The sequence below is a fragment of the Arthrobacter sp. Y3221048 genome (assembly GCF_059092685.1).
In genome coordinates this window covers 523,217-547,463 of the sequence record NZ_JBNHHX010000003.1, presented here as the reverse complement: position 1 = coordinate 547,463, position 24,247 = coordinate 523,217, and the positions used below count along the sequence as shown (strand labels likewise).

The following is a 24,247-nucleotide window of genomic DNA, read 5'->3' as shown; positions in this document are numbered from 1 at the left end:
GTCAGTCCAGGGTGCGCAGCCACTCCAGCACCGATGTGGTGTGTTCGCCGAGCGCGGGCGGGGCAGCGGTGCGGGGTTCGAACGCCGGGCTCCAGGAGATCGGGTGGCGAACCTGGCGGCCGGCGGGCTCCCCGACGGCATCGCGGACCTCGATGGTCGGGGCCAGCCCCAGTGATTCGGCATACCTGATGCCCTCGTCGATGCCCGCCACGGGGCCGGCGGGAACGCCGACGCCGGTGAGCTTGCCCTGCCACACCGAGGCGGAGGCGGCGGACAGGGCCTCCTCCAGCAGCGGGATGAGCTCGTGGCGGTGCTGCACCCGGGCGCTGTTGGTGGCGAAACGTTCGTCGTCCGCGAGCTGCGGCTCTCCCAGGACGGTGGCCAGCTGTCGGAACTGCCCGTCGTTGCCGCAGGCGACGGCCAGCGGTCCATCGGAGCATTCCAGCAGCTGATAGGGAACGATGGACGGGTGCTCGTTGCCCATCCGTTGGGGGACCTTGCCTGCTCCCAGATAGGCCTGGGCCTGGTTGGCCAGGGCGCCCTGCAGGCTGGACAGCAGGTTGACCTCGAGCCGGCTGCCCCGGCCGGTGGCGGCGCGCGCGTTGAGCGCGGCGAGGATCCCAATGGTCGCGTCCTTCGCGGTCAGCACGTCCACCAGGGCGACACCCGCCTTGTAGGGGGAACCGTCCGCCTCGCCGGTGATGCTCATCAGGCCGCCGACCGCCTGCACGATGAAGTCGTAGCCGGGCAGGGACGCACCTTCGGCTGAACCGAAACCGGAAATCGAGGCGTAGACCAGGCCCGGATTCCCGGCCGAGAGCTCCGCATACCCGAGCCCGAGCCTGTCCATCCCGCCGGGTTTGAAATTCTCCACGACGACATCGGCAGTCAGCGCCAGCGTCCGGGCCAACCGCCGGTCGCCGGGATCCGCCAGGTCCAGGCAGATCGATTCCTTGTTGCGGTTCACGCTCTCGAAGTAGGTGGCTCCGGTAGCGGAATACGGCGGACCCCAGCTGCGGGTGTCGTCCCCCGTGCCCGGGCGCTCCACCTTGATGACCCGTGCACCCAGATCGGCCAGCGTCATGGTGGCCAGCGGGCCGGCGAGCACCCTGGAGAAGTCGGCCACCAGCAGGCCTTCCAAGGGTCTTGTTGCTGGAGCCGGGGCAGCGGCGGTGGGAGAGTCAGGCACGATCCGTCCTTCCGAACAAGCATGAAGTGGCGTCGAGTCTACGGCAGGGCGGCCGGCACGGGATCGGATGTCTTGGCCATGGGGTGGTCGTTTCGTCCAAGGGGAGACCCCGTTGGCCTTCCCTTGTGCCGAGGCGTGCAGCCTCGCCAGCAGACAAAACGGTCCTCTCCCACCCGCCCATACAATGGCTGGTATGAACACGACTGACCGCTGGGCGCGCTCCCGGCAACGGCAGCTGCCCGGGTCCGGGCCGACATGACGGCAGAGTCACCCGAGCAGGTAGTGCTGCTGGACGAGAACCTGAAGCCCGCCGGCGTTGCCGACAAGGCCGACATCCACACGGGCGAGACGCCGCTGCACCTGGCGTTTTCCTGCCATATTTCCGACGCCGAGGGCCGCGTGCTGGTGACCAGGCGCGCACTGAACAAGCTGACCTGGCCGGGTGTCTGGACCAACTCCGCGTGCGGCCATCCGGCCCCGGGGGAGGAGATGGCCGACGCGGTGCGGCGACGGGTGCGCTACGAGCTGGGGCTTGGGCTGGAAGACCTGAAGCTGGTGCTGCCGGACTTCCGTTACCGCGCGGTGGACGCCTCCGGCATTGTGGAGAACGAGTTCTGCCCCGTCTACACGGCGCTGGCTGCCGGCGAACTGTCGCCGCGCGATGACGAGGTGGCCGAGTACCGTTGGGTGCGCCCCTCCGACCTGCGGACCGCGGCGACCGCCGCGCCGTGGGCCTTCAGCCCGTGGATCGTGCTGCAGCTCCAAGCCTTGGACCGCCTGGCCTAGCCGCCGCAGAGATAGATCCGGCGCCTCAGGTGGCAGACGAATGTTCGGGCGTCCGCTGGGTCATGGGTCGGCGGGAATCGCGGTGGGCGGGAGCCGGCAGCGCCGCCGTGCCGGAGGTGACCAGCCGGGCGATGAGTTCCTCAGGCCACATGGGCCGGCCGAAGTAGAAGCCCTGGGCGTTCAGATCCGGGCAGCCGGCCAGCCACTCCACGGTCTCGGCGGTCTCGATGCCCTCGATCACCACGTCCGCCTTCAGCGCGGTGAACATGGCGATCAAATGGCTGACCACGATGTTCCGGGCGTTTTCGTCGTCGTTCCGGGCGCTTCCGTCGTTGCCGCTGACCAGCGAGCGGTCCACCTTGACGATGTCGAAGGGGAACTCGGTCAGCGAGTTCATGGATGAGTAGCCGGAGCCGAAGTCGTCGATGGCGATCCTGAAGCCCTCGCTGCGCAACTGCACGAGGGCTGCCCGGGACTGCTCGGACATCTTGTCCAACGAGTTTTCGGTCAGCTCCACGATGATGTTCAGCTCCGGCCCTTCGGCGCGCATCCGCCGCAGCCGGTCCACGACGGGAGATCCGGCGGCGAGCTGGCCCAGCTCCACGTTGACGGAGATGGAGCGGACACTGGTGACTTCGCTGATTCGGGCCATCGCCGCCGCCGCTCCGTCGATCACCTGGATGGTCAGCTCGGTGAGCAGGCCCAGCCGGTTCGCTTCGGTGACCAGCCGGTCCGCCGGGATGTTACCGAGTTCGTCGTCCTCGTAGCGGGCCAGGGCCTCGAACCCGACGATCGCATCCAGGTCCAGGGAAACGATGGGCTGCAGCGCCACACGCAGTAGGTGCCGGCGGATGCCGCGTTCAACCGCAACAGCCAGGCAGGCTTCGGCCTCGGAGCCGTCGCGCTGTGCGTCGCGCAGGCGCTGCTGCAGCCGCTTGGAGCCGTACATGCCGGAATCGGCGTTGCGCAGCAGCTCCTCGATGTTGGGTGCCGGGTGGTCGGAGTACGCCACGCCAGTGCTGGCCCGCACCCGCAGCGTGTTGCCGCGGGCGCTGAGCGGGCGCGCGATCGCGGCGGCTATGCGGTCGGCGGCGGCGCGGGCGTCGGCTTCGCTGGTGACATCGCGGAGGACGACGACGAATTCGTCGCCGCCGATGCGAGCGGCCACGTCGTCCTCGCGGATTTCCGAGCGTATCCGCTGCGCGGTGGCGGTCAGCAGCAGGTCGCCGACGTCGTGGCCGTGCCTGTCATTGACGGCCTTGAATTCGTCCAGGTCAAGATAGACGACGGCGATGGCCTCGCCGGGGCGGCGGCCGGCATTGATCTCGGCCAGCCGATGCCAGAGGGTGCGGCGGTTGCCCAGCCCGGTCAGGGCATCGGTGTCCGCCTGCAGCCGCAGTTCGTGCCCCAGCTCATCGTGCCGGACCATGATGCTGCCGACGTGTGCCAGCGCGTCCAGCACCTGCTCGTCTTCTTCGGTGAACTGTGCGCCGCCGTTTCGCGAAGCCACCAGGTAGTTGTCGCCGTGGTCCCAGCGACGCATCCGGACGCCGATTTCCCTTTCTTTCGGCGCTTCCGGACGCAGGGACACGCGGTCCGCGCGCACCGAGGCGCTGGCGGCGGCGAGGAGGGTCCTGTCAAGCCCGTCCGGGCTCCACGGCAGCTCGAGCGAGGCGTCGACCAGGCCGGTGAGGCGGCGGCGCAGTTCGCGGTTGCGCAGCCAGCCGGTGACTGCCAGCGCCAGCACGGACGCGAAGACCAGGAGCAACGACTGGACGCCGTCGTGACTAAACCGCAGGGCGGCATACTGGGCGGCCAGGCACAGGAGCAGGCTGATGGCCAGCGTGCACAGTGCCGGCGGCCACCCGATGCCGTTGCGGAAGGTGCTGCTCCGCGTGGCCGTGGTGGCGAAGGCACGCTCGACGGCAATCGCCGTCAGGAAGAAGGCCAGCCAGCCAGCCAGCAGGGCGACCGGCCACGCGGTACCGGCAGCGTGGAGGACTTGGAACACGGCTACCAGTACGGCGGAGGCGAGCAGCCGGCTGATAAACCAGTACACCTCTCCCCAGCGGAAGCGCCGGAAAATTACGCGGGTGGCCAGCAGTCCGACTCCCACCACCGCCACCGTTTCGTGCAGCGGTGCGGTGAGATCGTTGCAGACGATCACGGCGGCGGTCATCGCGGCGGTGGTCTGGCGCCGCATGAGCGGCGTATCCACGCGCAGGTGCCAGGCCAGCACCAGCATCAGCACGGAGAGGACGGCCACCAGGTCGAACCGTGGCGGAGCGACGATTGAAGCCGCGATGACCTGGCCCAACACCAGCAGCCCGGCGGCCGAAATGCCGGCGATGGCAGCCCACGCCAAGGCGGCCGACGCTTTGGTCGCCGTCATGATGCTGCCGGCATGCCCGTTCCCCACTTCTGCCGTCTGATGTTAACGTTTCAACAATCGTAACCGTGCAGCGCGCTCAGCCGGTGCAGCCGGTGGTGGACCGGCCCGGCCGACACGGGGTGGGTTGCAGAATCTCCGCGACGGGCCGCGTCATTCTGTTAATCCGGGCCGACGCGCGTCGGGGCGTCCTCAGCGGACAGCCCCGACGACGCGGCTGACCGGAGCCGCACCGGGTGGACATCACCTTCAGTGCTTGAGCAGCCCCTCCAAGAAGGTGGCGGGCCGCTGCATTTCGCCGTGCTTGGCACCGAGCACGATGACAGTGCCGGCGAAGGCCGGGATGGTCCACTGCAGCAGCTTGAGTTGCTTCTGCGCGGACTTAAGCTCCGGTGAAGCCATCGGTGACGGCTCGGTGGCGCCCTCTGCCCCCTGTTCAGCCATCTTCTCCACCTTCTTGCCCAGCATGCCGGCGTAGAGGGTGACGGCCGCGCCGGCCAGGGTGACGACGGTCTTGATGACGGTATTCCGCGTAACCCCTTCCTGCTTGGCCATCCTGCCCTTGTTGCCCGCCAGCAGCGGCAAGCCGGAGGCAAGGTGCGATACGAAAGCCACGGCCTGGACCGGCGCCCATTTCATCCAGCCGACGCTGGACAAACGAGTCCGCTCGCGCGGATCCTGGGCGGCGGCGGCCGCACCGTTAAGGCCGATGGCGCCCATCAGGGAACCGCCAAACCAGGCGGCGGCAGTGAGGTCGTGCACAGAACGGGCCAAAAGATTTCCGGACATTGCTGACTCCTTAAGTGCGTGCTGTGTTGCCGATCGGCAGATGCCTCCGGCTAGAGGTTGACGACGTCGTTCTTGCCGACGTCGTCTGCTTGCTTCCCGGTGACCATTCCCTTGGCCAGCTTGAACAGCGTGGCCACCTTGGGGGAATCCGGCTTCCAGTATTCGGCGGTGTGGGCCTCGACCCGGAGCAAAGCCACCGTCGGGTCGTCCTTGCCGTTTTCAAACCACGGTTCCATCATGGGGCTCCACAGTTCGTCGATCTTCGCCTGGTCGCGGACGATTGTGGCGGTGCCCGAGATGGACAGGTAGCCGTCCGAACCGCTGACCGCCACGTTGACGTGCGGATTGGCGCGGATTTCGCTGGCCTTGGGCGAGGGATCGTGCGTCACGAACCACAGGTCGCCGTCGAACTCTGCTTCCTGTAGCGCCAGCGGCCGACTGAACAGCTGGCCGCTGGCATTGACCGTGGTGAGGACGCCTATGTCAGCGTCCTTCAGGATCTTGGCTACTTCCTTGCGTCCTTCATCATCGTTCGCCATGAAACCACCTTCCGTCTAGGGTTCAGGGATTCCTCAGCATACTTTCTAATTCCGAGGAGGCCAATGGTGGTTGCGGGCGGGAGACCTTTGGGCAGGGAAGTGCGCGGCCGGGATCGGGGCCCGGCAGGCTCCGACCCCAGGCCGCGGCAGGGCCCCCTCTTCACGTGGTGCGGGCGCCGGCGAGCAGCTCGTCAAGCCGCTCATAGCCTTCGCTCATGCCGCTTTCCATGCCGGACTGGGCCATGCCGTCGCGTGCCTCCAGTGTGGGGTAGACGGAATGGCCGATCAGTTTGCAGCGTCCGTTGCCGAGGTCCTCGAAGGTCATGAACTCGATGCTGACAACGTCCGGGTAGCCGCCGAACTCAAACGTCTGGATGGCGAACTCGTTCTCGCGGACCGTGTGGAAAATGCCGGTGAAGGCGTACTGTTGGCCGTCGGGGCCGGTGTGGAGGTAGCGGTAGCTGCCGCCGGTGCGGAAGTCGTAATGATCAATGTCCATCTTCATGCCGCGCGGGCCCAGCCACTGCTTGAGGAGGTCGGGGTCCTTGTGGGCGCCGAAAACGTCGGCGACGGGATAGTCGAACTCGCGTTCGGTATCGATGAACGGAAGGCCCTGCGGGAGGGTGACTTGAAGTGAGTTGCTCATGGATTGTCCTTGGATAGTTGGCCGAGCACGGCGTCCAGTCCGCGGTACTGCGCCTCCCGCACCAGTCGGTACTGGTCGATCCACGCAGTGAGCGCTTCGAGCCGTGCAGCGTTTAGGTGAACGGGCCGGCGCTGGGCATCCCTGGTGCGGGTGACCAAATGTGCCTGCTCGAGGACCTGGATGTGCTTCGAAACCGCCTGCTTGGAGATTTCGAAGGGCTCGGCCAGTTCGTTGACCGTTGCCGGTCCGCGGCTGAGCCGGGCGATGATGCGGCGGCGGGCCGGATCTGCCAGGGCCATGAACGCCCTGTCCAGGAGGGCCTCGTCGCTGCTACCAGTCACGTTATTCAACTCTTCCTTTGATCAACCTTTCGGTTGAATAAGAACTTACTCCTGCGGCAGGGGCAGGTCAAGAGGTAGTTGGCAATTGTGGCCCGGGCCACAATTCCTCCAATCCGTTTTCGGTGCCGTTCCGAAGTACTGGTGTCCCCTCTTTCGGGGCGCGAACATCACACCGACGTGTATGAGGAGATTTTTCCAATGAATAAGCCACTTCGCCTTCTGGCTGTCCCCACACTGGCCCTGGGCGCTCTTGCCCTGCAAAGTTCCCCTGCCATGGCCAATGACGGCGCCGACCACTACCAGTCAACCTTGGGCCAGATCAACGGCAGCTCCGCTTCCGGCACCATCACCGTTGATGTCACCGGCAACCAGGCCCACGCAGTCCTGAACGTCTCCGGCCTGGCTGCCACCTTCATGGACGCCCCCTACCCGCACGTGCAGCACATCCACGGCGGCGCTCAAGGCGTCTGCCCGGATCCTTCGGCCGACGCGGACGGCGACCAGGTCATCTCCACCACCGAAGGAGCGCCGTCCTACGGCGAAATCCTCACCACCCTGTCCACCGGCGGAGACACCAGCCCCGCAGCAGGCCTTGATCTCCAAGTCGCGGGCCAGGGAGCCGCCTACACCATTGACCGCACGTTCGACCTGAACGCCGAGACCAAGGCCGCCCTGGAAGCAGGCACCGCAGTGGTTGTGGTCCACGGCCTTGACCCCGCCACCCTCAGCGCGGCAGGCCAAGCCGCGAAGAGCGACCTTGCCCCCAACCTGCCGCTGGCCGCCACCTCTCCCGCCCTGTGCGGAACACTAACGGCCGGGCAGATGAAGATGCCCGCAGGCGGCGCAGACACCGGCAATGTTCAGGAAACCGGCACCGACACCGAAGCCCTCGTCCTCGGCGGTGGCCTGGTCCTCCTGGCCTTGGCCGGCGGAGCCTACGTGGTCCGCCGCACCGCCGGCGCGGCAGCCTAAAGCCATAGCTGAACGGACCAATACTGTGAGAATCAGCAATTCCGGCCGCCGTGGGGGTCTTGGGGCCTCCACGGCGGCCGGGGTTCTGCTCCTGCTGACCCTGGCCGGCTGCGGCACAGCAGGAAATGGAACCCCCGACTCCCCGCCGGCCGCCGCCCCCTCGTCTCCGGCGGTGCCCGGCACGGCTGCGGCTCCATCGCCGGCTACAGCCGCACCGTCAGCCTCCGCACCGGCGGTGACCCCTCCGGCAGAACAGCTTCCGCGGGTGATGGGTGCTGCCGCTCCGGTCACCCTGAGCATTGCCTCGATCGGGGTCCGGACAAACCTCCTCCATCTGGGCTTGCGGGAAAACGGCTCCCTGGAGGTTCCCGAAGACACCGGCAGCGGCGCCCCCGCCGGCTGGTACAGCGGCTCTCCCACGCCCGGGGAACGCGGTCCTTCGGTCATGCTGGGCCACGTCAACGCACTCGGCGGCAACACGGGAGTCTTCGCCGACCTGCGGAAACTCACACCCGGCACCGAAATCAACGTCTCCCGCACCGATGGCAGCATCGCCGTGTTCACCGTTGACCGCGGCGCCCTCTACAGCAAAAACGAGTTCCCCACCCTCGAGGTCTACGGCAACACTCCCGGAGCTGAGCTGCGGCTGATCACCTGCGACGGCTATGACCCGTCCACCGGGCTCTTCGACGACAACTACGTCATCTACGCAAAACTCAAAGCCTGAGAACGGCCGCCGACCCGATGAAGTACGGCTGCCAGGACGGAAAAGCTGTGAAACACCCCCAGCCCTTACTGGCCTCCGTGGCCCTGTCCGCTCTGCTGCTTTCCGGCTGTACCGCGGCCGCAACCGTGTCACCGCCGTTAAGCTCTCCCTCGGACCCGCCCACGGTGGCCGAGCCCGGGCATGCCGGCAGCCACGGCGGTGGGCAGCACAGTCAGGATCCGGAAGCGCCGGCAGCGACGGCGGACGGGCCCAGCGACGCTGCCCTGATGGTGTGCGGGGACCAGCCGGTGGACAGGCTCACCGCCATCCTGGACCTGGACGAGGACCCGCACACCATCAGCGACTGGGCCGACCCTACCTTCACCTGCACCTACCACCTGGCCGAAGGGGCTTTGAAGATCTCCGTTCGGGAAGCTGAGGACAAAGCATCCGCACTGCAATATTTCGACGCGATGCAGGCTCGTGCGAAGGATGCACACCCCATCGAGGGCCTCGCCAACCTCGGTTTCCCGGCCTATGAAACGCCCGACGGATCAGCCGTGTTCCAGAAAGACAGCTTCGTCCTCCACGTAAAAGCCTCCGGCCTGCCGGCAACCCTGGGGCCGGACAGCATCACCAGGAACGCTTTGGCCTACCAGCTCTCCACCACCATCCTGGCCTGCTGGATCGAACACCCCTGACAGGTGTCTAAGGCAGGCGTCCGTGCGGCGTTACGTCACGGTGACTTGGCCGGCGTCGACGTCCCACCGGGTGTCCAGCCGGACGTTTTCCAGCAGCCGACGGTCATGCGAGACCAACAGCAGCGTGCCGTCGTAGCTGTCCAGCGCCTGCTCCAGCTGTTCGATGGCGGGCAGGTCCAAGTGGTTGGTGGGCTCATCGAGGACCAGCAGGTTCACGCCGCGGGCCTGCAGCAGGGCGAGGGCAGCCCGGGTGCGCTCGCCGGGGGAGAGGGCGCCGACGGCGCTGGACACTTGGTCGGCCTTGAGGCCGAACTTTGCCAGCAGCGTGCGGACCTCGGCCTGGCTGTAGTCCGGTACCAGCTCCTCGAAGGCGGTACCGAGCGGCTGGTCTTCCGGGAGCTGGCCGCGCGCCTGGTCGATCTCGCCGACGGCGACGCTGGCGCCCAGCCCGGCGGCGCCGTCGTCGGGCTGCTGGTGTCCCAGCAGGAGGCGCAGCAGGGTGGACTTGCCCGCGCCGTTGGGGCCGGTGATGCCGATGCGCTCGCCGGCGTTGACCTGCAGCGAGACCGGGCCGAGCGTGAATCCGTCGCGGCGGACGGTGGCCTGGTTCAAGGTGGCGACCACTGCGCTGGAGCGCGGTGCGGCGCCGATGCTGAACTGCAGCTGCCACTCCTTGCGCGGCTCCTCCACCTCGTCCAGCCGGGCGATGCGGGACTCCATTTGCCGCACCTTCTGCGCCTGCTTTTCGGAGGACTCCGTGCTGGCCTTGCGGCGGATCTTGTCGTTGTCCGGGTTCTTTTTCATGGCGTTGCGGACGCCTTGGGAGCTCCACTCGCGCTGGGTCCGCGCCCGGGACACGAGGTCCGCCTTCTTCTCGGCGAACTCGTCGTAGGCATCGCGGGCGTGGCGGCGCGCCACGGCCCGCTCCTCCAGGAATGCATCGTAGCCGCCGTCGTACACCGCCACCTTGTTCTGGGCCAGGTCCAACTCCACCACGGTGGTCACGCAGCGGGCCAGGAATTCGCGGTCGTGGGAGACCAGCACCACGCCGCCGCGCAGGCCCTGCACGAACGACTCCAGCCGGGCCAGTCCGGCCAGGTCCAGATCGTTGGTGGGCTCGTCCAGCAGGACCACGTCGAAGCGGCTCAGCAGCAGGGCCGCCAAGGCAGCGCGTGCGGCCTGGCCGCCGGAAAGCCCGGTCATCGGGGCGTCCGGACCAACGTCCAAACCGAGTTCGGCCAGCATGGGCGGGATCCTGTCCTCCAAGTCCGCGGCCCCGCTGGCCATCCAGTGGTCCAGAGCGGCGGCGTAGGCGTCGCCGGCCTGCTTGGAGCCGGAGCCCAGCGCCTCGGCCGCGGCTTCCATGGCGGCGGTGGCGGCCGCGGCACCGGTGCGGCGGTCAATGTAGGCGGCGATGGTCTCACCGGGAATCCGTTCGTGCTCCTGCGGCAGCCAGCCCACAAAGGCGTCCGAGGGCGCCGTGCTCACCGACCCCGCCAGCGGTGCGTCCGCGCCGGCCAGGATCCGCAACAGCGTGGTCTTGCCGGCACCGTTGGCGCCGACCACCCCGACGACGTCGCCCGGCGCGACGGTCAGGTTCAGGTTGGAGAACAGAGTGCGGTGGCCGTGGCCGCCCGAGAGGTCCTTGGCCACCAGCGTTGCAGTCATGCCTACAAGTCTAAGGAGCGGCGGCGGGTGGTCTGGACCGCGCCGGGACCCGGCCAGGAACCGCGGAGCCTGGCGGACTGGCCCACGGCCGGCGGCGAGGGCGTGGGCGTCGGCTGGCTATGCTGGAGAAGTCGCGTCGCAGCGCCTGGGACGGACGGAGCCCGGCCGCGTGCGGCGCCGGATTTTGTTGGACAAGCGCGAAGGCGGGATGCAGATGTCAGGGATAGTGGCTGCCCACGGGGAGTTCGATGCGACAGCAGGCGAACGGATGCTGGACCGGTTGGCACACCGTGGACCGGACGGGTCGGGGTCCCGCCGAGTGGGCAAATCCTGGCTCGGCAGCCGGCAGTTGGCCATCGTCGATCCGGAGAACGGGCAGCAACCCCTGGCCGGCCGCGACGGCGACGCCTGGCTAGTGGGCGACGGGGAGATCTACAACTACCGCCGGATCCGCGACCGGCTCGGGCACGAGGGGTTCAGGACCCGCTCCGATCTGGAGGCCGCGCTGCAGCTGTACGAGGAGCTCGGCGTCGCCGCCTTCGAGAAGCTCTGGGGCCCGTTTGCCTTGGTGGTGGCAGGCGATGACGGGCGGTTCGTCGCGGCCAGGGACATGCTCGGATTGTCCCCGTTGTACTGGGCACGCCGCGACGGAACCGTGCTGTTTGCCTCTGAAATGAAGGCGTTCGACGACGAGTGGCGGCCTTTCGTGCAGCCTTTCCCGCCGGGCCATGCCTGGACACCGGAGGATGGCTTGATCGCCGGACCCGTTTTCCCGGCGGGCGCCCCGGTGCTGCTCAAGAGCCGGCGGCCGGAGGAGGATCCTCCGCAGTGGGTCTTTGATGCCCTGCGCGACACCTTGGTCCGGGCGGTGGAGCGCAGCATGACCGCCGATGTGCCGGTGGGCGTCCTGTTGTCCGGCGGGGTGGACTCCAGCATCGTCACGGCCGTGGCGGCCCGCAAGGCCGCAGAGCGCGGGAAGGTTTTGAAGACGTTCGCCGTCGGGCTGGAAGGCAGCGCCGACCTGCTGGCCGCCCGGGTAATGGCGTCCGCCGCCGGCACCGATCACCATGAGCTCGTCTACACGGCCGAGGACGCGATCGCGCTCGTACCGCAGGTCATCGCGGAGCTTGAATCCTTTGACCCGACGCTGGTGCACAGTGCGGTGCCGAATTTCCTGGTGTCCCGGCTGGCTGCTGAACACGTCAAGATCGTGCTGGTGGGCGAGGGCGCCGACGAGCTGTTCGCCGGCTATTCGCATTACGGCCGCCATGACACCGGCGAGGCGCTGCACGAGGATCTGTTGGAGACACTCGAAGGCATGCCCATCGGCGGACTGCAGCGCGTGGACCGGGTGGCCGGTGCCCACGGGCTGGAACCGCGGCTGCCCTTCTTGGACCTGGACGTGGTGGAACTTGCCCTGGCGTTGCCGCCGGCGTGGAAACTGACGGGACCGGAGCGGCCGGCCAAATGGCTGCTGCGCAGGGCCTTCGACGGGATGGTTCCCCACGAGGTGCTCTGGCGGCCGAAGGAGCAATTCGGCGAAGGCACCGGCATGAACGATGTGCTCCGCGAACACTTTGAAGCTTCGGTCAGCGAAGCGGAGCTGGAACACGAGGCCGGTGTCCTGGATCCGCCGGTGCGCACCCGCGAGGAACTGGCTTACTACCGCATCTTCGCCGCCGCCCTGCCGGGGATCGATGCGCAGAAGACGGTGGGACGATTCGCGGAGGCCTGAGAGGGCCGGACCGCTTCACGGAGGAATGAAACGGCCAGCGGCCGCCGGTCGTGGTGACCGGCGGCCGCTGGCCGTTGAGCGGTGCGGAGGTCCGGTGGCTAACCCACCAAGCCCTGCTCCGTCAGCCACTCTTCGGCGACATCGCGGGGATCCTCGCCGTCGTTATCCACCCGGCCATTGAGCCCGGTGATGACTTCATTGGTCAGTGCGGCGCTGATCGGTGCCATGATCTCCGCAATGGCCGGGTACTCGTCCAGGGTTTCCTGGCGCAGGGTCATGGCGCCCTGGTACGGGACGAAGAAATCCTTGTCGTCCTCCAACACGGTCAGGTCGTTGGAGATGACCCGGGCATCGGTGGAGAAAACTTCACCGAACTGGCAGGATCCGCCGACCTGGGTGTAGATGAGGTTCAGGTCCAGCTCCACCACCTTGCTGAAGTCAAAACCGTACGCTTTCTCCAAGCCGGGGAGCCCGTCGTCGCGGTTGATGAACTCGCTGGCAGCACAGACGGCACCCTGGTCCGGGTTCTTCTGGATGAACGCGGCGGCTTCGGTCATGTTAGTGATGCCTTCGGCCTCCGCAAACTCCTTCTTTGCGGCGATGCGGTAGGTGTTCTCGAACGGCGCCGGCTCCAGCCAGGCGACGCCGTTCTCGGCGTCTTCCTTCGCGACGGCGGCGTGGAGGTCTTCCGGCACGTCCTCGGTGGTGTGGCCGAGGACATTGACCCAGCCGGTTCCGGTGTAGTCCCAATAGAAGTCCACTTGGCTCGACTGCAGGGCTTCGCGCACGGTGGCGCTGCCGGAGATGCCTGTCTTGTCCTCGACGGTGGCACCGGCATCCTCGAGCGCGACGGCCGCGATCTGGGCCAGCAAAATGGATTCAGTGAATTCCTTGGAGCCCGCCGCGAAGTGCGCGCCCGCGAGCTCGCCGTCGCCTGTCGCCTCGGCGGCGTCGCCGCTGCCGCAGGCCGTCAGCAGCAAGGCCACTCCGGCGCCAAACGCGGCGAACGCCGTCTTCCGTAAACTATTCGCTTTCATCATTCCTCTTTCGTCATGCAGGGGATGGCCTAGAGCCCTTTCGGGCGCAGGAAGTCTTCGGCGATGCTCGCCAGATAGTCGATCAGCAATGCCAGCACCGCTGTGAGAGCGGCGCCGACAACCTGGACCAGCACGCGGTTGGTGGAGAGCCCGGCCACGATGATGTCCCCGAGTCCGCCCGCGTTGATGTAGGTCACCAGGGTGGCCGTACCCACGTTGATCACCAGCGCGGTGCGGACGCCGGCCAGGATGATGGGCACCGCGAGGGGCAGTTCGAGCCGGCGCAGGACACCGAACCTGGAGATGCCCATGCCTCGCCCGGCTTCCAGCACGGATTCGTCGACCTGCTCCAGGCCCACCATGGTGTTGAGCAGCACCGGGATGATGGCGTAAAGCACCAAGCCCACGATGGCGGCCTGGAAACCCAGGAACAGAAAAGCCACGGCCAACAGGACCAGCACGGCGATGGTCGGAACCGCCTGTCCCAAGGTCAGCAGGGTGATCAGGTAGGGGCGGACCCGGCGCATGGCCGGACGGGTGAACAGGATGCCCAACGGCACGGCGATGACAAGTGTCAGCAGCGTCGAGACCACGGTCAACTGCAGATGCCGCCCCAGGGCGGCGGCCAGATTGGCCGGGGCCAGGACGCGCGCCTCGATGCTGTCCAGTTCCTGCGAGCCGACATACAGGTACAGCGAGAGGCAGGCCAGCGCCAGGATCGCCGGCACCAGCAGGTAACCGGTCAGGGTCCGGCGTCGCGTCCTGGCCGCTGGTTGGACGGCAACGTCTTGGTCGTGCACCGTGTGCTGTGGTGCGGCAGCGGCCACGTCAGCCACCCGCCTGTACGGCTTCGGCCACCTCGCCCAGCCCGGCCCGGGCTCGAGCGACAGCCGTGTCCCGCATGGCCCGGATGGCCTCGTTGATCTGTTCGATATCCACCACGCCCTGGTAGACACCGTGCGAGTCCACCACGATCGTCACGCTGTAGCGGGCGGTGATGAGTTCGTTCAGCGCATCGGACAGCGTAGCCCTTGGTTCCAGGATTGCTTCCGGCGGCAGTCCCACCTCGTCCAGCGCGCGGCTGCCTGCGCGGTGCAGGTCGTCCGCACCTACCCAGCGGCGGGGCCGCCCGGCGTAGTCGAGAACCAGGAGCGCCGAGCGATCGGTGCGCCGCAACTGCTCCAGCGCATCCTCGGCCGGGGTGTCCAGCCGGACGGTCGGCCACTGGGTCAGCTCGATATCGGCCACGCGGCTGAGGTTCAGCCGCTTCAAGGAGGCGCCGTTGCCGATGAAGTCGGAGACGAAATCATTGGCGGGGGCGGTCAGGATCTGCTCCGGGGTGTCGTATTGGGCAATCGTGGAGCGGTCCTGCAGGATGGCGATCCGGTCGCCCATCTTGATTGCTTCATCGATGTCATGGGTGACGAACACGATGGTTTTGCGCACCTCCGACTGCAGGCGCAGGAATTCGTTCTGCAGCCGGTCTCGGGTGATCGGGTCTATGGCCCCGAACGGTTCGTCCATCAGCATCACTTCCGGGTCTGCGCCCAAAGCACGTGCCACGCCTACCCGTTGCCGCTGTCCGCCGGAGAGTTCCTTGGGGTAGCGGTTGCGGTAGGTCGACGGCGGCATGTTGACCATGTCCAGCAACTCGTCGACCCGGGCGGAAATCCGTTTGTTGTCCCAGCCCAACAGCTTGGGCACGGTGGCCACGTTTTCGCCGATGGTCATGTGCGGGAACAGGCCGACTTGCTGAATGACGTAGCCGATGCGGCGGCGAAGCTGGTCCGGGTCGGTGGTGGTGACGTCCTCACCGTCCAGGATGATCCGGCCGGAGGTGGGCTCGATGATCCGGTTGATCATCTTCATGGTGGTGGTCTTGCCGCATCCCGACGGGCCGACCAGCACCACGATCTCGCCCTCGTAGATGTCCAGTGTCAGGTCGTCGACCGCGTTGTCCTTCTGCCCGGGAAACCTCTTGGACAGGTTCTGTAGGCGGATCTTGACCGGCCTGGGCTGGGGGGTCTGATGGTCGGATACGGTCATCGGATTCCTTTGGAGGTAGTCAGCTTGCGGACGGTGTGGAAGAGCAGATCGAACAGGATGGCGAGGACAACCACTCCGAGGGTGCCGGCCAGGACCATGTTCACGGCCACCGGCGTGCCCACGCGGGCCAGGCCGGTAAAGATCAGCTCTCCGTAGCCTGGGCCCAGTACGATCGCGCCGATGGCAGCGATGCCAAGCAGGATCAGGGTGGTGACGCGGATGCCGGTGATGATCACCGGCCACGCCAGGGGCAGTTCGATCTTCAGCAGCCGCTGGGTACGGCTCATGCCCATGCCCTTGGCCGATTCCACGATGGCAGGATCCACTTCGCGCAGGCCGGTGATGGTATTGCGGACAATGGGCAGCAGGCCATACATCGTGAGGGCGACGACCACGGGCAGGGCGCCAAGGCCCAGCGGGCCGATGAGGAGGATGAACAACGCGAAGGAGGGAACGGTCAGGAAAGCACCGGTGACCGCGAGGACTGTTTCGCGCGGTCGTTCATGCCGATAGGTCGCGATGCCCAGGCCGACCCCGATCACGGTGGCGAGCATGACCGAGACGCCCACGAGGACGGCATGCTCGATGCCCATTTCCAGCATGTCGTCGGCCCGTTTCGCGAGAAACTCGAAAAAGTTCACACGTTCCTTTCTGCAGCCTCTGCCGGGAACAAGACACAGAGAGACCGCGGCTGGTGTGGTTTCTGGTGCCGATGTGGCAGATGCTACGACTGCCCGTAACTATAGTTGATGCCCGCGCGCGGATGCCCATCCGGCCGCCGGGAGCGGGCCGCCGCGGACGGTCAGTCGCGGATCCGGACGGCTGTTTCGCGCAGGAACTGATCCACCCGTGTGTAGGCATCGCGGGTGAGCGCCTTCCACAGGCGCATCGCCAGCTTGGGGTCCTGCTCCTCCAGTTCCTCGATCGCCTCCGACGAAAGCACCATGAGTTCCACCGGGCCGTCCGCTTTCTCGGTGGTTTCCTGCCGGTCTTCGCTGCCGAGCGCGAGTTCGCCGAACGTCATGCCGGCGCTGAGCGTGCTCAGCTTGACCCGCCGTCCCTCCGAGTCGGCGGCGATGGTGCTGATCCGGCCGGAGACAATGAAGTACACCCCGCCAAACCGCTGGCCAACCCGCCGAACGATCTCGCCGTCTTCGTACTTCGCGGGCTCCATGCGTTCCACCAGGGCCACAATTTCATCCGGGTGCAGGGTGCCCAGGGCCAGCGACTGCTCCACCGGCACCGAGGCGGGCACGCCCAGCGGATCTCCGTAGCGGGCAATGAGGCGGTTCTCGGAGAACTCGACGGCACCGGTGCGGGTATCGAAGACCGGCACGGGCCGCCCGGTGTCGACGAAGACGCCGGCGAGCGTGTCCTCCGGATCGATCAGCAAAAGTTCACGGTTGTCCGCGGCCAGGTGCTCCTCCAGGCGGGCGAACATGCGCAGGGCCACGCCGCCCATTTCATCTACGCGGCGCAGGTCCAGGACCACCAGCTCAACATCGTCCGGGAGCGAGCTGATCTCGCGGACCATTGATTCCGTGCCGGCAAACAGCAGGTCGCCGTTGAGCTCGATGAGCTGCGCGCGATGGCCGTTCTCCCGCAGCACCTCGGCCGACTCATCCGTGCGGCGGATACCGGAGGGGACGACGGTGATGTCGTAGCTTGCGCGGATCGCGGAACGCCCCGCCCGCGCCGAGCGGACAAAATGCATCTCCATGTCCTCGGAGAGCCGCCGGCTCACGGCGATCCCGCGGACCGACCCGCCGTGGTCGTCCAGTGGCGGGGAGAACACCGCCAGCCCTACCTGGCCGGGAAGCACCGCCAAGGTGCCGCCTCCCACCCCGGACTTGGCCGGCATCCCCACGTTGGTGACCCAGTCTCCGGCGTCGTCGTACATGCCCGAGGTCATCATGACCGACAACACCCGTTCCACCGGCCCGATGTCCATGACGTGGTTGCCGGTGACCGGGTTGGTGCCGCCGTTGGCCAAGGTCGCGGCCATGATGGACAGGTCCCTGCAGGTCACCTGCACCGAGCACTGCCGCAGGTAGTTCTCCAACGCGGTGGTGGGGTTGTCCTCGATGACGCCAAACGAGCTCAGCAGGTAGGCCAGTGCGTGGTTGCGGTCGCTGTTGCGCAGCTCGGCTTCGAACACGCGCGGACTGCTCTTCAGTTTCCGGCCGGCGAACTCCGAATACGTGTTCAGGATCCGCTTGATCGCGGACCTGCCGCCGGAGCCCTTGATCATCCCGGTGACAGCCAGCGCACCCGCATTGATCATCGCGTTGGCGGGCCGTCCGGTGCCGGCGGCGAGGGAGATCTCGTTGAACGGATCCCCGGAGGGCTCCACATCCACTTTTTCGTCCACCGCGTCGAACCCGAGCTCGGCCAGCGCGAGCGCGTAGCTGAACGGCTTGGAGATTGACTGCAGCGTGAATTCCTTGCGCGTGGTGCCCACTTCGTAGACGTAGCCGTCCACCGTAGCGAGGCAGATCCCGAAGTCGTCCGGGTTGACCACCGCGGAGGCAGGACCAACCAGGTACGGCGTGCCGTCGCGGAACTCTGAGATCTCGGCGTGCAAGGCGTGCAGGTAGCTGTCGATCGGCGATTCCATATGACCAGCGTAATTGGGCGGACGGCGCGCCCCGGACAGCCGCCGGGCCTGGCCGCACCGCTCATCGCGCCATCGGACTATCGCGCAATCGGACTCTTTTGCGGCGCGATGGTCACCGAGGCAACCTCTTCCAGACCCGGGTGCAGATCGTCGCCGTCGTTCACCACGCCCTTTTCCCACCAGATCCTCAGGCCGTCGGGGGAGTCCTCCAGGCTGGCCAGGTTGTTGTCGAACCATGGCCGCTTGAGGCCCTTCCACGTGAACGGCGGATTGGGTACCTTCGCGCCGCGGGCCACGAGCGCGCCGACCGGAGCGGCGATGCCATAGGACAAGGCTGCGGTGAAATAGCGCAGGAAGCGGGGCAGCGGGTTGCGGACGGGGGAGCAGACGACCTGGACGATCCGGCTGCCCGAGTCGCGCACCACCTCCGTCACGTACGAGAAGTGGACGTCACCCGAGAGGAACGTGACGGTCTCCGGCGCCGGTCCGCGCTTGCCGTCGGCCACCTCCTGCACCAAGGCTGCCACCTCGCGGAAGGTGCGCTGGAAGGCTGCCCAGTGCTCCAGGTCCACGGCACGCCGCAGCAGTTCGCCGGCGGCCGCCGGCAGCTTGCCCCAGGCGCCTTCGCTGAGCGCCTCGTTCCAGGACTCGATGTGGTGCAGGCCCTTGGGGAGCAGGAACGGCAGCGAGGTCCCGATCAGCAGGTGCTTGAAGCCGCCCTGGAGTTGGCTGTCCAGCCAGGCCATTTCTTCCTCGTCCAGCAGGGTCCGCCGTTCCGGCTGCAGGTCACGGGCCGCGCGGGAGTCGAGCACGACCAGCCGTGAACCGCTGATGTCGCGGGTGAAGCTCCACCGGTAGGTGTCCGGCTGCCGGTCCGCCCGTTCCGCGAAAGCCTCCAGCGCGTCGGTGAGGTCCGGTTCTCCGCCGCCCGGGTGGTTCACCACCTGCTGCCACAGTTCGTCCTCGGCGCGCTGCTCCGGGGACAGGTTGCCCAAATGCTGGTAGACCCAGTAGGACGCGAGGCCTGCGACGATCCGGCCATGCCACCAGGGCTTCTTCTCCATCTGCCGCCGCCAGGTCAGCGAGGCGTTCCAGTCGTCGCGGATGTCATGGTCGTCGAAGATCATCGCACTGGGCAGCGTGGACAGCAGCCATCGGTTGGCGCCGTCCGACCACGCGAGCATGTACAGGTGGGCGTACTCGGCGTAGTCCTTCAGCTCTTCGCCCGGGGGTTCCTTGATGTTGCGGCGGGCGCCGATGAACTCCTGCATCGCCTCGGACGTCGCGTCCGCATAGACCTGGTCGCCCAGAAAGAGCAGCAGGTCCGGCCAGCCGGGTTCCGTCCCGGTCCCGTCGCGGGCACCGGGTCCTGCCCCGTCCGAGGCTCCAGCGCGGGTCCCATCCCCGCCTCCGGTCCCGGCCCTGTCCCCGGGCCGGGCCGTGCCGTCGGCGCGGTGCAGCGCGTACGCCCGCAGCGCGTCCACGCCGTGCTGCCTGTTGCCGGTCGCGTCATGCTCTACGCTGGTGCGGCAGGAACCAAAGGCCAGCCGGAGCGGGCGTCCGGGCGTGAGGGTGCGGATGACGGGGTCCGGGTACGGCGACTCCGGCTCCGGCCAGGCCGGCACGCCGTCAACCTCGACCCGATAGGGCGTAATGCTCCCGGGCTCCAGCCCCTCCGCCTCGACCAGCGCGTAGTGGTGGCCGCGCACGGAGAACGTGCCCGCCTGCCAGCTGCGTCCTTGAACCACGACGGCGACGGTGGCGGCTTCGCGGGTCTCCACCCAGATGCTGGCCGACGTCTGGTCCACGTAGCGCAGCATCGGTCCAAGTACCAGCGGCGATGCGGTCATGAGTCCTCCTGCCCGTCCCGACAGAACGGTGTCCCCTTGGCGCAACTCTGCCACTATCGCCCGATTGCGGAAAGAGGCTGTGTCGGGGGGATTCGTTACCGCCGCGAGCATCGCCGTCGTTATTCCCGGGCCGGGCGGCGGCCGGTTAGCGCTCCGGTGACGGGACGGCCGGCAGCGCCGGAAGGTGGCCGGTACCGGGGACGGGCAGGTCCTGGCCTTCCCGCGGGGTGCCCTTGCCGGGCTTGCCGTCGCGTTGGCCCAGGGACGGCTCGGGCAGCCCGCCCTCCAGCGGCGGCACCGCGGGGACCCCGTCACGGGACGGCTTGCCCGGCGGTCGTTTCTCACCCTCCCTGCCGGCATCATCGGAGCCCTGGGTTTTCTCCGCCCGGGGCCCAGGCTGCGGCCCGGGGGCGGCAGGACTTGCCGGGACGGCGGGACCGGCAGGGGAGCCTGTTCCGGTGTCGGCCGAGCCGGAGCCGCCTTGTTCAACCGAAACCTCGCCAACAGCGGGGACATCGGCGGGGACTCCGGGCACGCCGTGGTCCAAGGGACCTTGCCGGCCGGTGTCGGACGGGGCGAGGAAGCCGACGACGTGCCGGACGGCCTGGTCCGCGGCTGCCCGGAAGTCAGGATTGGCGGCCGCGACGCCGGACATTCCCAGCCCGGTAGCGGCCACCGCGGCCGTGAGGACCAGGGCGCCGCGTACCGTGCGGCGACGCCGCAGCGGCACGACCTGCGCGCCCGCGGCCTGCACGCCGGCAGCCGGCGTCAAGTAGGCCAACACCTCGGGCGATGGAGCCGGGACGGGGGCTTCCCCGGCGGCCCGGAGGGCCAGCAACGAGGACTCCAGCGGGGCAGAAGGAGCCAGCCCGGATTCGTCCAGCAGCTGGCGGACGGCGTCGTCGTCGGACATCTCTGCGATGTTCATACCAGGGCCTCCTTCCTTTCCAGAACGGATTTGAGTTTGAGCAGGGCACGCCGCTGCAATTGTTTGATGGAGCCGGTGGTCCGGCCCATGATCTCGGCAACCTGTTCGATCGACAGGTCGGCAACCACGCGCAGCAACAGCACTTCCTGCTGTTCCGGTTTCAGCTCTTTGAGCTGGCGTCCGACATCGCTCTCGGCGAGCGTAGCCAGGACAGTTGTTTCGGCGGAGGCCACCGCGCGGGCATCGGCATCCGGGTCGTAAGGCGAGAGCACTGGCTGGCGGGCCCGGCGCCGGACATCGTCTACGTAGCGGGCATGGGCGATGGAGAAAGCCAGCGTCCGCAGCCCCTGGAATCCGCCCTTCACCGACTGGATCCGGGAGAAGAGGGCGAGGAATACCTCCTGCACGGCGCCTTCGTGGTCTTCCAAGCCGCGAACCTTCAGGTAACCATCCAGCCCGGGAGCCAAGGCGGCGTAGATCTCGCTGAACGCATCTGCATTTCCGGACTGCGCCGCGAGCACGATGTCGTCGGAGAGTGATTGGGGCAAGTCGACGTTCTTTCAGACAGCGGGCGACGGGTGCGGCGCCACCAGTGTAGGCGCCGCACCCGGTACTGCGGGAATTACTGTCCGGCTTCTACCTTGACTGAAGCCGCACCACGGAGCTCGGCGCGGGTTTCCGCGGCTTCCGTGCGGGCGTCGATGGCGGCCTGGGCCTCCGCGTTGGCGGTGACGGGCAGTTCCGGGACGGCAGGGACGGCCGGTGTAGCAGGCACGCCGTCGGCACCCGGGAGGGCCGGGGTCGCCGGGACAGCCGGAGCCACGGCGGCACCCGAACGCAGCTCGGCGGCTGCACCGTTCTCCTCGGTGCCGGCCTCGGCCTCTGCACCCAGCGCTGCGTCAGCCTCTGCTCCGTCTACGCCGGCGGTGACGTCGGCCTCGGCGTCGCCTGCGGCTGCGGACCGGACTTCCGGCACAGCGGGGGTGGCAGGGATGGCCGGGACTGCGATCTCACCCTCGTTGGCGGGGACGGCCGGGGTGGCCGGGACTGCGTCAGTGGTGACGGCGGTCTCCGAACCGCCGACGGCGGTCAAGGCGGGTGCTGCCACGGCTGCTCCGGCGCCTCCGACGGCGATGACGGCGGCCAAGGCGGCTCCCTTGGCGGGCAGGCTCAGGGTGCGGAAACGGTTCGACATGGATCTCCTCAAAAGGTTGCTCGGCACGGCTGCGGTGCTGCCACCGCGGCGCGCCCTTACACCTGCCTAATCGACGGACGAGGGTGAAAGGTTACGCTTTCGTGATATTTCGGGAGAAACTTTGTCACGGGAAATTCCGGTGGCCGGGGCATCACGCCCCGGCCACCGGCTTCGACCGGATATCGGAATCAGTAGGCCTTGACCCGCTGTTCAACCACCAGATGGATCAGCGCAAAGGTCTTGTCCTCGTCGATGGCCTTCAGCGCGGCCGCGAGCGCGGCAGGTACATCGGCGTCCTGCTCCACCTTCACCCCGAAGCCGCCGAAGGCCTGGGCCATCAAGGCGAAGTCGGGGTTCTTCAGCTGGGTGCCGGAGATGCGCTCGGGGTACCAGCGTTCCTGGTGGGTGCGGATGGTGCCGTATTCCTGGTTGTCCATGACGATGACCAGCGGGGTGGCACCGTACTGGGCGGCGGTCGCCAGTTCCTGGCCGTTCATGAGGAACTCGCCGTCGCCGGCGATGGTCACCACGCGACGTCCCGGGTGGGCCAGCGAGGCGGCGATGGCCGAGGGAACGGAGTAGCCCATGGAACCGTTGCGTGCCGACAGCATGGAGGCATAGTCGTGGGTGGGGAAGTAGCGGTGCGCCCAGTTAGTGTGCTCGCCGGCGCCGAGGGTGACCATGGCGTCGCGCGGCAGGCCCGCGACCAGGTTGGCCATCATGGTGTCCATCCGCGCCGGCCCGTCGGTGGGCTCGGCCGGCGGCAGCGCGGCGAACTTGACCTGCTCGCCGCGCATGCGCTGGGTGAAGTCTTTCCACTCGTCCTTCAGCGGCAAGTCCATCATGACCAGGTCGCGGACGAAGACGTCGGGCTTGGCCACGATCTGGTAGGAGACGGGGCCGGAGCGGCCCCGCAGTGACGGGTCGATGGTGACCAGGAAGTTCTTCTTGGACCAATCCTGCCGGACCAGGAAGCCGTCGGTGATGACATCGCCCGGGACCGTGCCGACGAAGACCAGCAGGTCGGTTTCCTCGAGCAGGTCGTAGGTGGGCTTCGGCCGGCCGTAGCCGATCGGGCCCACATAGGAGGGGGAATCGAAGGGGATGGTGCCCTCGCAACGCCATTCGACGGCCGCCGCAATGTGGTGCTCTTCGAGCCAGGTCGTGAGTGCGCTGGACCCTTCCTGGGTCCAGTCATTGCCGCCGACCACGAACAGCGGCTTCTCGGCTTCCTTGAGCGCGGACTTCAGCGCCTTCCAGTCCGTGACCGTCATGCCGCCCTGCGCGACGGGGATGACCGGGTGCAGCGCGGCGTCTACTTCTTCGCGGATGACATCCTCGGGGAGACCGACGACGACGGGTCCCGGTCGGCCGCTCATGGCAGCAAACATGGCCTCGGCCACGATCTCGGATGCCCGCTCGGGGTGGTCCAGCACCATGACCCGCTTGGCGCCGGTATCGAACCAGGATTTGATGTCGAATTCCTGGAATGCTTCGCGGTCACGGTGCTCGAAGGGGATCAGGCCCACGAACAGCACCATGGGCGTGGCGTCCTGCCAGGCGGTGTGGAGGCCAACATGCGCGTTGGCCGCGCCGGGTCCGCGGGTGACCATGGCGATGCCGGGCCGCTGGTTCATCTTTCCGTCCGTCTCGGCCATGTAGGCCGCGCCGCCTTCATGGCGGCAGACGATGGTGTCGATGCTGGAATTGTGGAGTCCGTCCAGCACTTCCAGGTAGCTCTCGCCGGGAACCACGTACGTTCGTTCGACCCCGTGCGCCATCAATGAATCGACAATGATATGCCCCGCCGATTTGCGGACCGGCTGCTGCTGCTGCGCTGCGACTGCGACCGCTTCCATTTGATCCTGTGTCACAGGAGACCTCTTTCACCTTTGAATCGAACTCGTCCGCGGCATTCTTCTCGTGCGGGTGCACGGTTCCCGATGAACGCGCTTGAGCAAAAGTACATGATGAGGTGTGTTATGGCAGCGTCCCTGTGACATGGCGAGGTAACGAAAGTGACGTGGTTCGCATCTGCGGGTCGGGGCGTGCAATCTAAGCGGACCTCCGGCAGCGCCCTCCGGAGCACCGGCACGGCTGTGCGGACCCGCGC

General features: G+C 67.4%; 22 protein-coding genes. 5 read left to right on the top strand and 17 right to left on the bottom strand.

The features are described 5' to 3' along the window. Nucleotide 1: 1 nt before the first annotated feature. Nucleotides 2-1,189: a CaiB/BaiF CoA transferase family protein gene (locus AC5RVS_RS11355; RefSeq protein ID WP_494108193.1), complete on the bottom strand. Its 1,188-nt coding sequence runs from the start codon at nucleotides 1,187-1,189 to the stop codon at nucleotides 2-4. A 255-nt stretch (nucleotides 1,190-1,444) separates the two neighbouring features. Between AC5RVS_RS11355 and idi the strand changes: the two genes are divergently transcribed. Continuing rightward, nucleotides 1,445-1,975, top strand: a complete 531-nt coding sequence (idi, locus tag AC5RVS_RS11350; RefSeq protein WP_493987778.1) for an isopentenyl-diphosphate Delta-isomerase — start codon at nucleotides 1,445-1,447, stop codon at nucleotides 1,973-1,975. 25 nt (nucleotides 1,976-2,000) lie between these two features. Here idi and AC5RVS_RS11345 read toward each other — a convergent pair whose 3' ends face one another. The 5 genes from AC5RVS_RS11345 to AC5RVS_RS11325 form a co-directional block, all read right to left on the bottom strand. After that, entirely contained in the window at nucleotides 2,001-4,367 is a 2,367-nt protein-coding gene (locus AC5RVS_RS11345; RefSeq protein ID WP_494108192.1) for a putative bifunctional diguanylate cyclase/phosphodiesterase, read from the bottom strand. 246 nt (nucleotides 4,368-4,613) lie between these two features. Then, nucleotides 4,614-5,153 carry a hypothetical protein gene (locus tag AC5RVS_RS11340; RefSeq protein ID WP_494108191.1) on the bottom strand — a complete coding sequence of 180 codons (540 nt, stop codon included), beginning with the start codon at nucleotides 5,151-5,153 and terminating at the stop codon, nucleotides 4,614-4,616. A gap of 50 nt (nucleotides 5,154-5,203) precedes the next feature. Next, nucleotides 5,204-5,692 carry a pyridoxamine 5'-phosphate oxidase family protein gene (locus AC5RVS_RS11335; RefSeq protein WP_494108190.1) on the bottom strand — a complete coding sequence of 163 codons (489 nt, stop codon included), beginning with the start codon at nucleotides 5,690-5,692 and terminating at the stop codon, nucleotides 5,204-5,206. A gap of 160 nt (nucleotides 5,693-5,852) precedes the next feature. Next, nucleotides 5,853-6,338 (bottom strand): SRPBCC family protein, encoded by a 486-nt coding sequence (locus tag AC5RVS_RS11330; RefSeq protein ID WP_493987782.1) that lies wholly within the window; start codon nucleotides 6,336-6,338, stop codon nucleotides 5,853-5,855. Next, the gene (locus AC5RVS_RS11325; RefSeq protein ID WP_494108395.1) at nucleotides 6,335-6,637 is read right to left on the bottom strand and encodes an ArsR/SmtB family transcription factor; all 303 of its coding nucleotides are present in this window, start codon (nucleotides 6,635-6,637) and stop codon (nucleotides 6,335-6,337) included. Before AC5RVS_RS11325 ends, AC5RVS_RS11330 begins: the two co-directional genes overlap by 4 nt. A 240-nt stretch (nucleotides 6,638-6,877) precedes the next feature. On the opposite strand from AC5RVS_RS11325, the gene AC5RVS_RS11320 reads away from it, so the two are divergent. The 3 genes from AC5RVS_RS11320 to AC5RVS_RS11310 all read left to right on the top strand — a co-directional run bounded on the left by AC5RVS_RS11320 (nucleotide 6,878) and on the right by AC5RVS_RS11310 (nucleotide 9,058). Continuing rightward, the gene (locus AC5RVS_RS11320) at nucleotides 6,878-7,651 is read left to right on the top strand and encodes a hypothetical protein (RefSeq protein WP_494108189.1); all 774 of its coding nucleotides are present in this window, start codon (nucleotides 6,878-6,880) and stop codon (nucleotides 7,649-7,651) included. Between the two features lie 235 nt (nucleotides 7,652-7,886). Then, nucleotides 7,887-8,378, top strand: coding sequence for a sortase domain-containing protein (locus AC5RVS_RS11315; RefSeq protein WP_494108188.1), 492 nt, complete (start codon nucleotides 7,887-7,889; stop codon nucleotides 8,376-8,378). A 47-nt stretch (nucleotides 8,379-8,425) separates the two neighbouring features. Continuing rightward, nucleotides 8,426-9,058, top strand: coding sequence for a hypothetical protein (locus tag AC5RVS_RS11310; protein ID WP_494108187.1), 633 nt, complete (start codon nucleotides 8,426-8,428; stop codon nucleotides 9,056-9,058). Between the two features lie 30 nt (nucleotides 9,059-9,088). On the opposite strand, the gene AC5RVS_RS11305 is transcribed toward AC5RVS_RS11310, so the two are convergent. Further along, on the bottom strand, nucleotides 9,089-10,726 hold the full coding sequence (locus tag AC5RVS_RS11305; protein WP_494108186.1) for an ABC-F family ATP-binding cassette domain-containing protein: 1,638 nt from the start codon (nucleotides 10,724-10,726) through the stop codon (nucleotides 9,089-9,091). Between the two features lie 214 nt (nucleotides 10,727-10,940). Between AC5RVS_RS11305 and asnB the strand changes: the two genes are divergently transcribed. Beyond that, entirely contained in the window at nucleotides 10,941-12,461 is a 1,521-nt protein-coding gene (gene asnB / locus AC5RVS_RS11300; protein WP_494108185.1) for an asparagine synthase (glutamine-hydrolyzing), read from the top strand. A 98-nt stretch (nucleotides 12,462-12,559) separates the two neighbouring features. Here asnB and AC5RVS_RS11295 read toward each other — a convergent pair whose 3' ends face one another. From AC5RVS_RS11295 to AC5RVS_RS11250, 10 genes are all read right to left on the bottom strand, one after another. Further along, nucleotides 12,560-13,501 carry a glycine betaine ABC transporter substrate-binding protein gene (locus AC5RVS_RS11295; RefSeq protein ID WP_494108184.1) on the bottom strand — a complete coding sequence of 314 codons (942 nt, stop codon included), beginning with the start codon at nucleotides 13,499-13,501 and terminating at the stop codon, nucleotides 12,560-12,562. Nucleotides 13,502-13,527: 26 nt separating this feature from the next. Beyond that, the gene (locus tag AC5RVS_RS11290; RefSeq protein WP_494108183.1) at nucleotides 13,528-14,325 is read right to left on the bottom strand and encodes an ABC transporter permease; all 798 of its coding nucleotides are present in this window, start codon (nucleotides 14,323-14,325) and stop codon (nucleotides 13,528-13,530) included. Between the two features lies 1 nt (nucleotide 14,326). After that, the gene (locus AC5RVS_RS11285; protein WP_493987789.1) at nucleotides 14,327-15,544 is read right to left on the bottom strand and encodes an ABC transporter ATP-binding protein; all 1,218 of its coding nucleotides are present in this window, start codon (nucleotides 15,542-15,544) and stop codon (nucleotides 14,327-14,329) included. Beyond that, nucleotides 15,541-16,185 (bottom strand): ABC transporter permease, encoded by a 645-nt coding sequence (locus tag AC5RVS_RS11280; protein ID WP_493987790.1) that lies wholly within the window; start codon nucleotides 16,183-16,185, stop codon nucleotides 15,541-15,543. The genes AC5RVS_RS11285 and AC5RVS_RS11280 overlap by 4 nt, the downstream gene beginning before the upstream one ends. A 161-nt stretch (nucleotides 16,186-16,346) precedes the next feature. Beyond that, entirely contained in the window at nucleotides 16,347-18,161 is a 1,815-nt protein-coding gene (gene glsA, locus AC5RVS_RS11275; protein ID WP_494108182.1) for a glutaminase A, read from the bottom strand. 77 nt (nucleotides 18,162-18,238) lie between these two features. Beyond that, nucleotides 18,239-20,011 (bottom strand): alkaline phosphatase D family protein, encoded by a 1,773-nt coding sequence (locus AC5RVS_RS11270; RefSeq protein ID WP_494108181.1) that lies wholly within the window; start codon nucleotides 20,009-20,011, stop codon nucleotides 18,239-18,241. A 145-nt stretch (nucleotides 20,012-20,156) separates the two neighbouring features. Then, the gene (locus AC5RVS_RS11265) at nucleotides 20,157-20,939 is read right to left on the bottom strand and encodes a hypothetical protein (protein WP_494108180.1); all 783 of its coding nucleotides are present in this window, start codon (nucleotides 20,937-20,939) and stop codon (nucleotides 20,157-20,159) included. After that, complete coding sequence (locus AC5RVS_RS11260; protein ID WP_494108179.1) at nucleotides 20,936-21,487, bottom strand: RNA polymerase sigma factor; 552 nt, start codon at nucleotides 21,485-21,487, stop codon at nucleotides 20,936-20,938. Before AC5RVS_RS11260 ends, AC5RVS_RS11265 begins: the two co-directional genes overlap by 4 nt. Nucleotides 21,488-21,561: 74 nt before the next feature. Then, nucleotides 21,562-22,134, bottom strand: coding sequence for a hypothetical protein (locus AC5RVS_RS11255; RefSeq protein ID WP_493987795.1), 573 nt, complete (start codon nucleotides 22,132-22,134; stop codon nucleotides 21,562-21,564). Between the two features lie 188 nt (nucleotides 22,135-22,322). Beyond that, nucleotides 22,323-23,993 carry a thiamine pyrophosphate-dependent enzyme gene (locus tag AC5RVS_RS11250; protein WP_493988234.1) on the bottom strand — a complete coding sequence of 557 codons (1,671 nt, stop codon included), beginning with the start codon at nucleotides 23,991-23,993 and terminating at the stop codon, nucleotides 22,323-22,325. Between the last annotated feature and the right edge of the window lie 254 nt (nucleotides 23,994-24,247).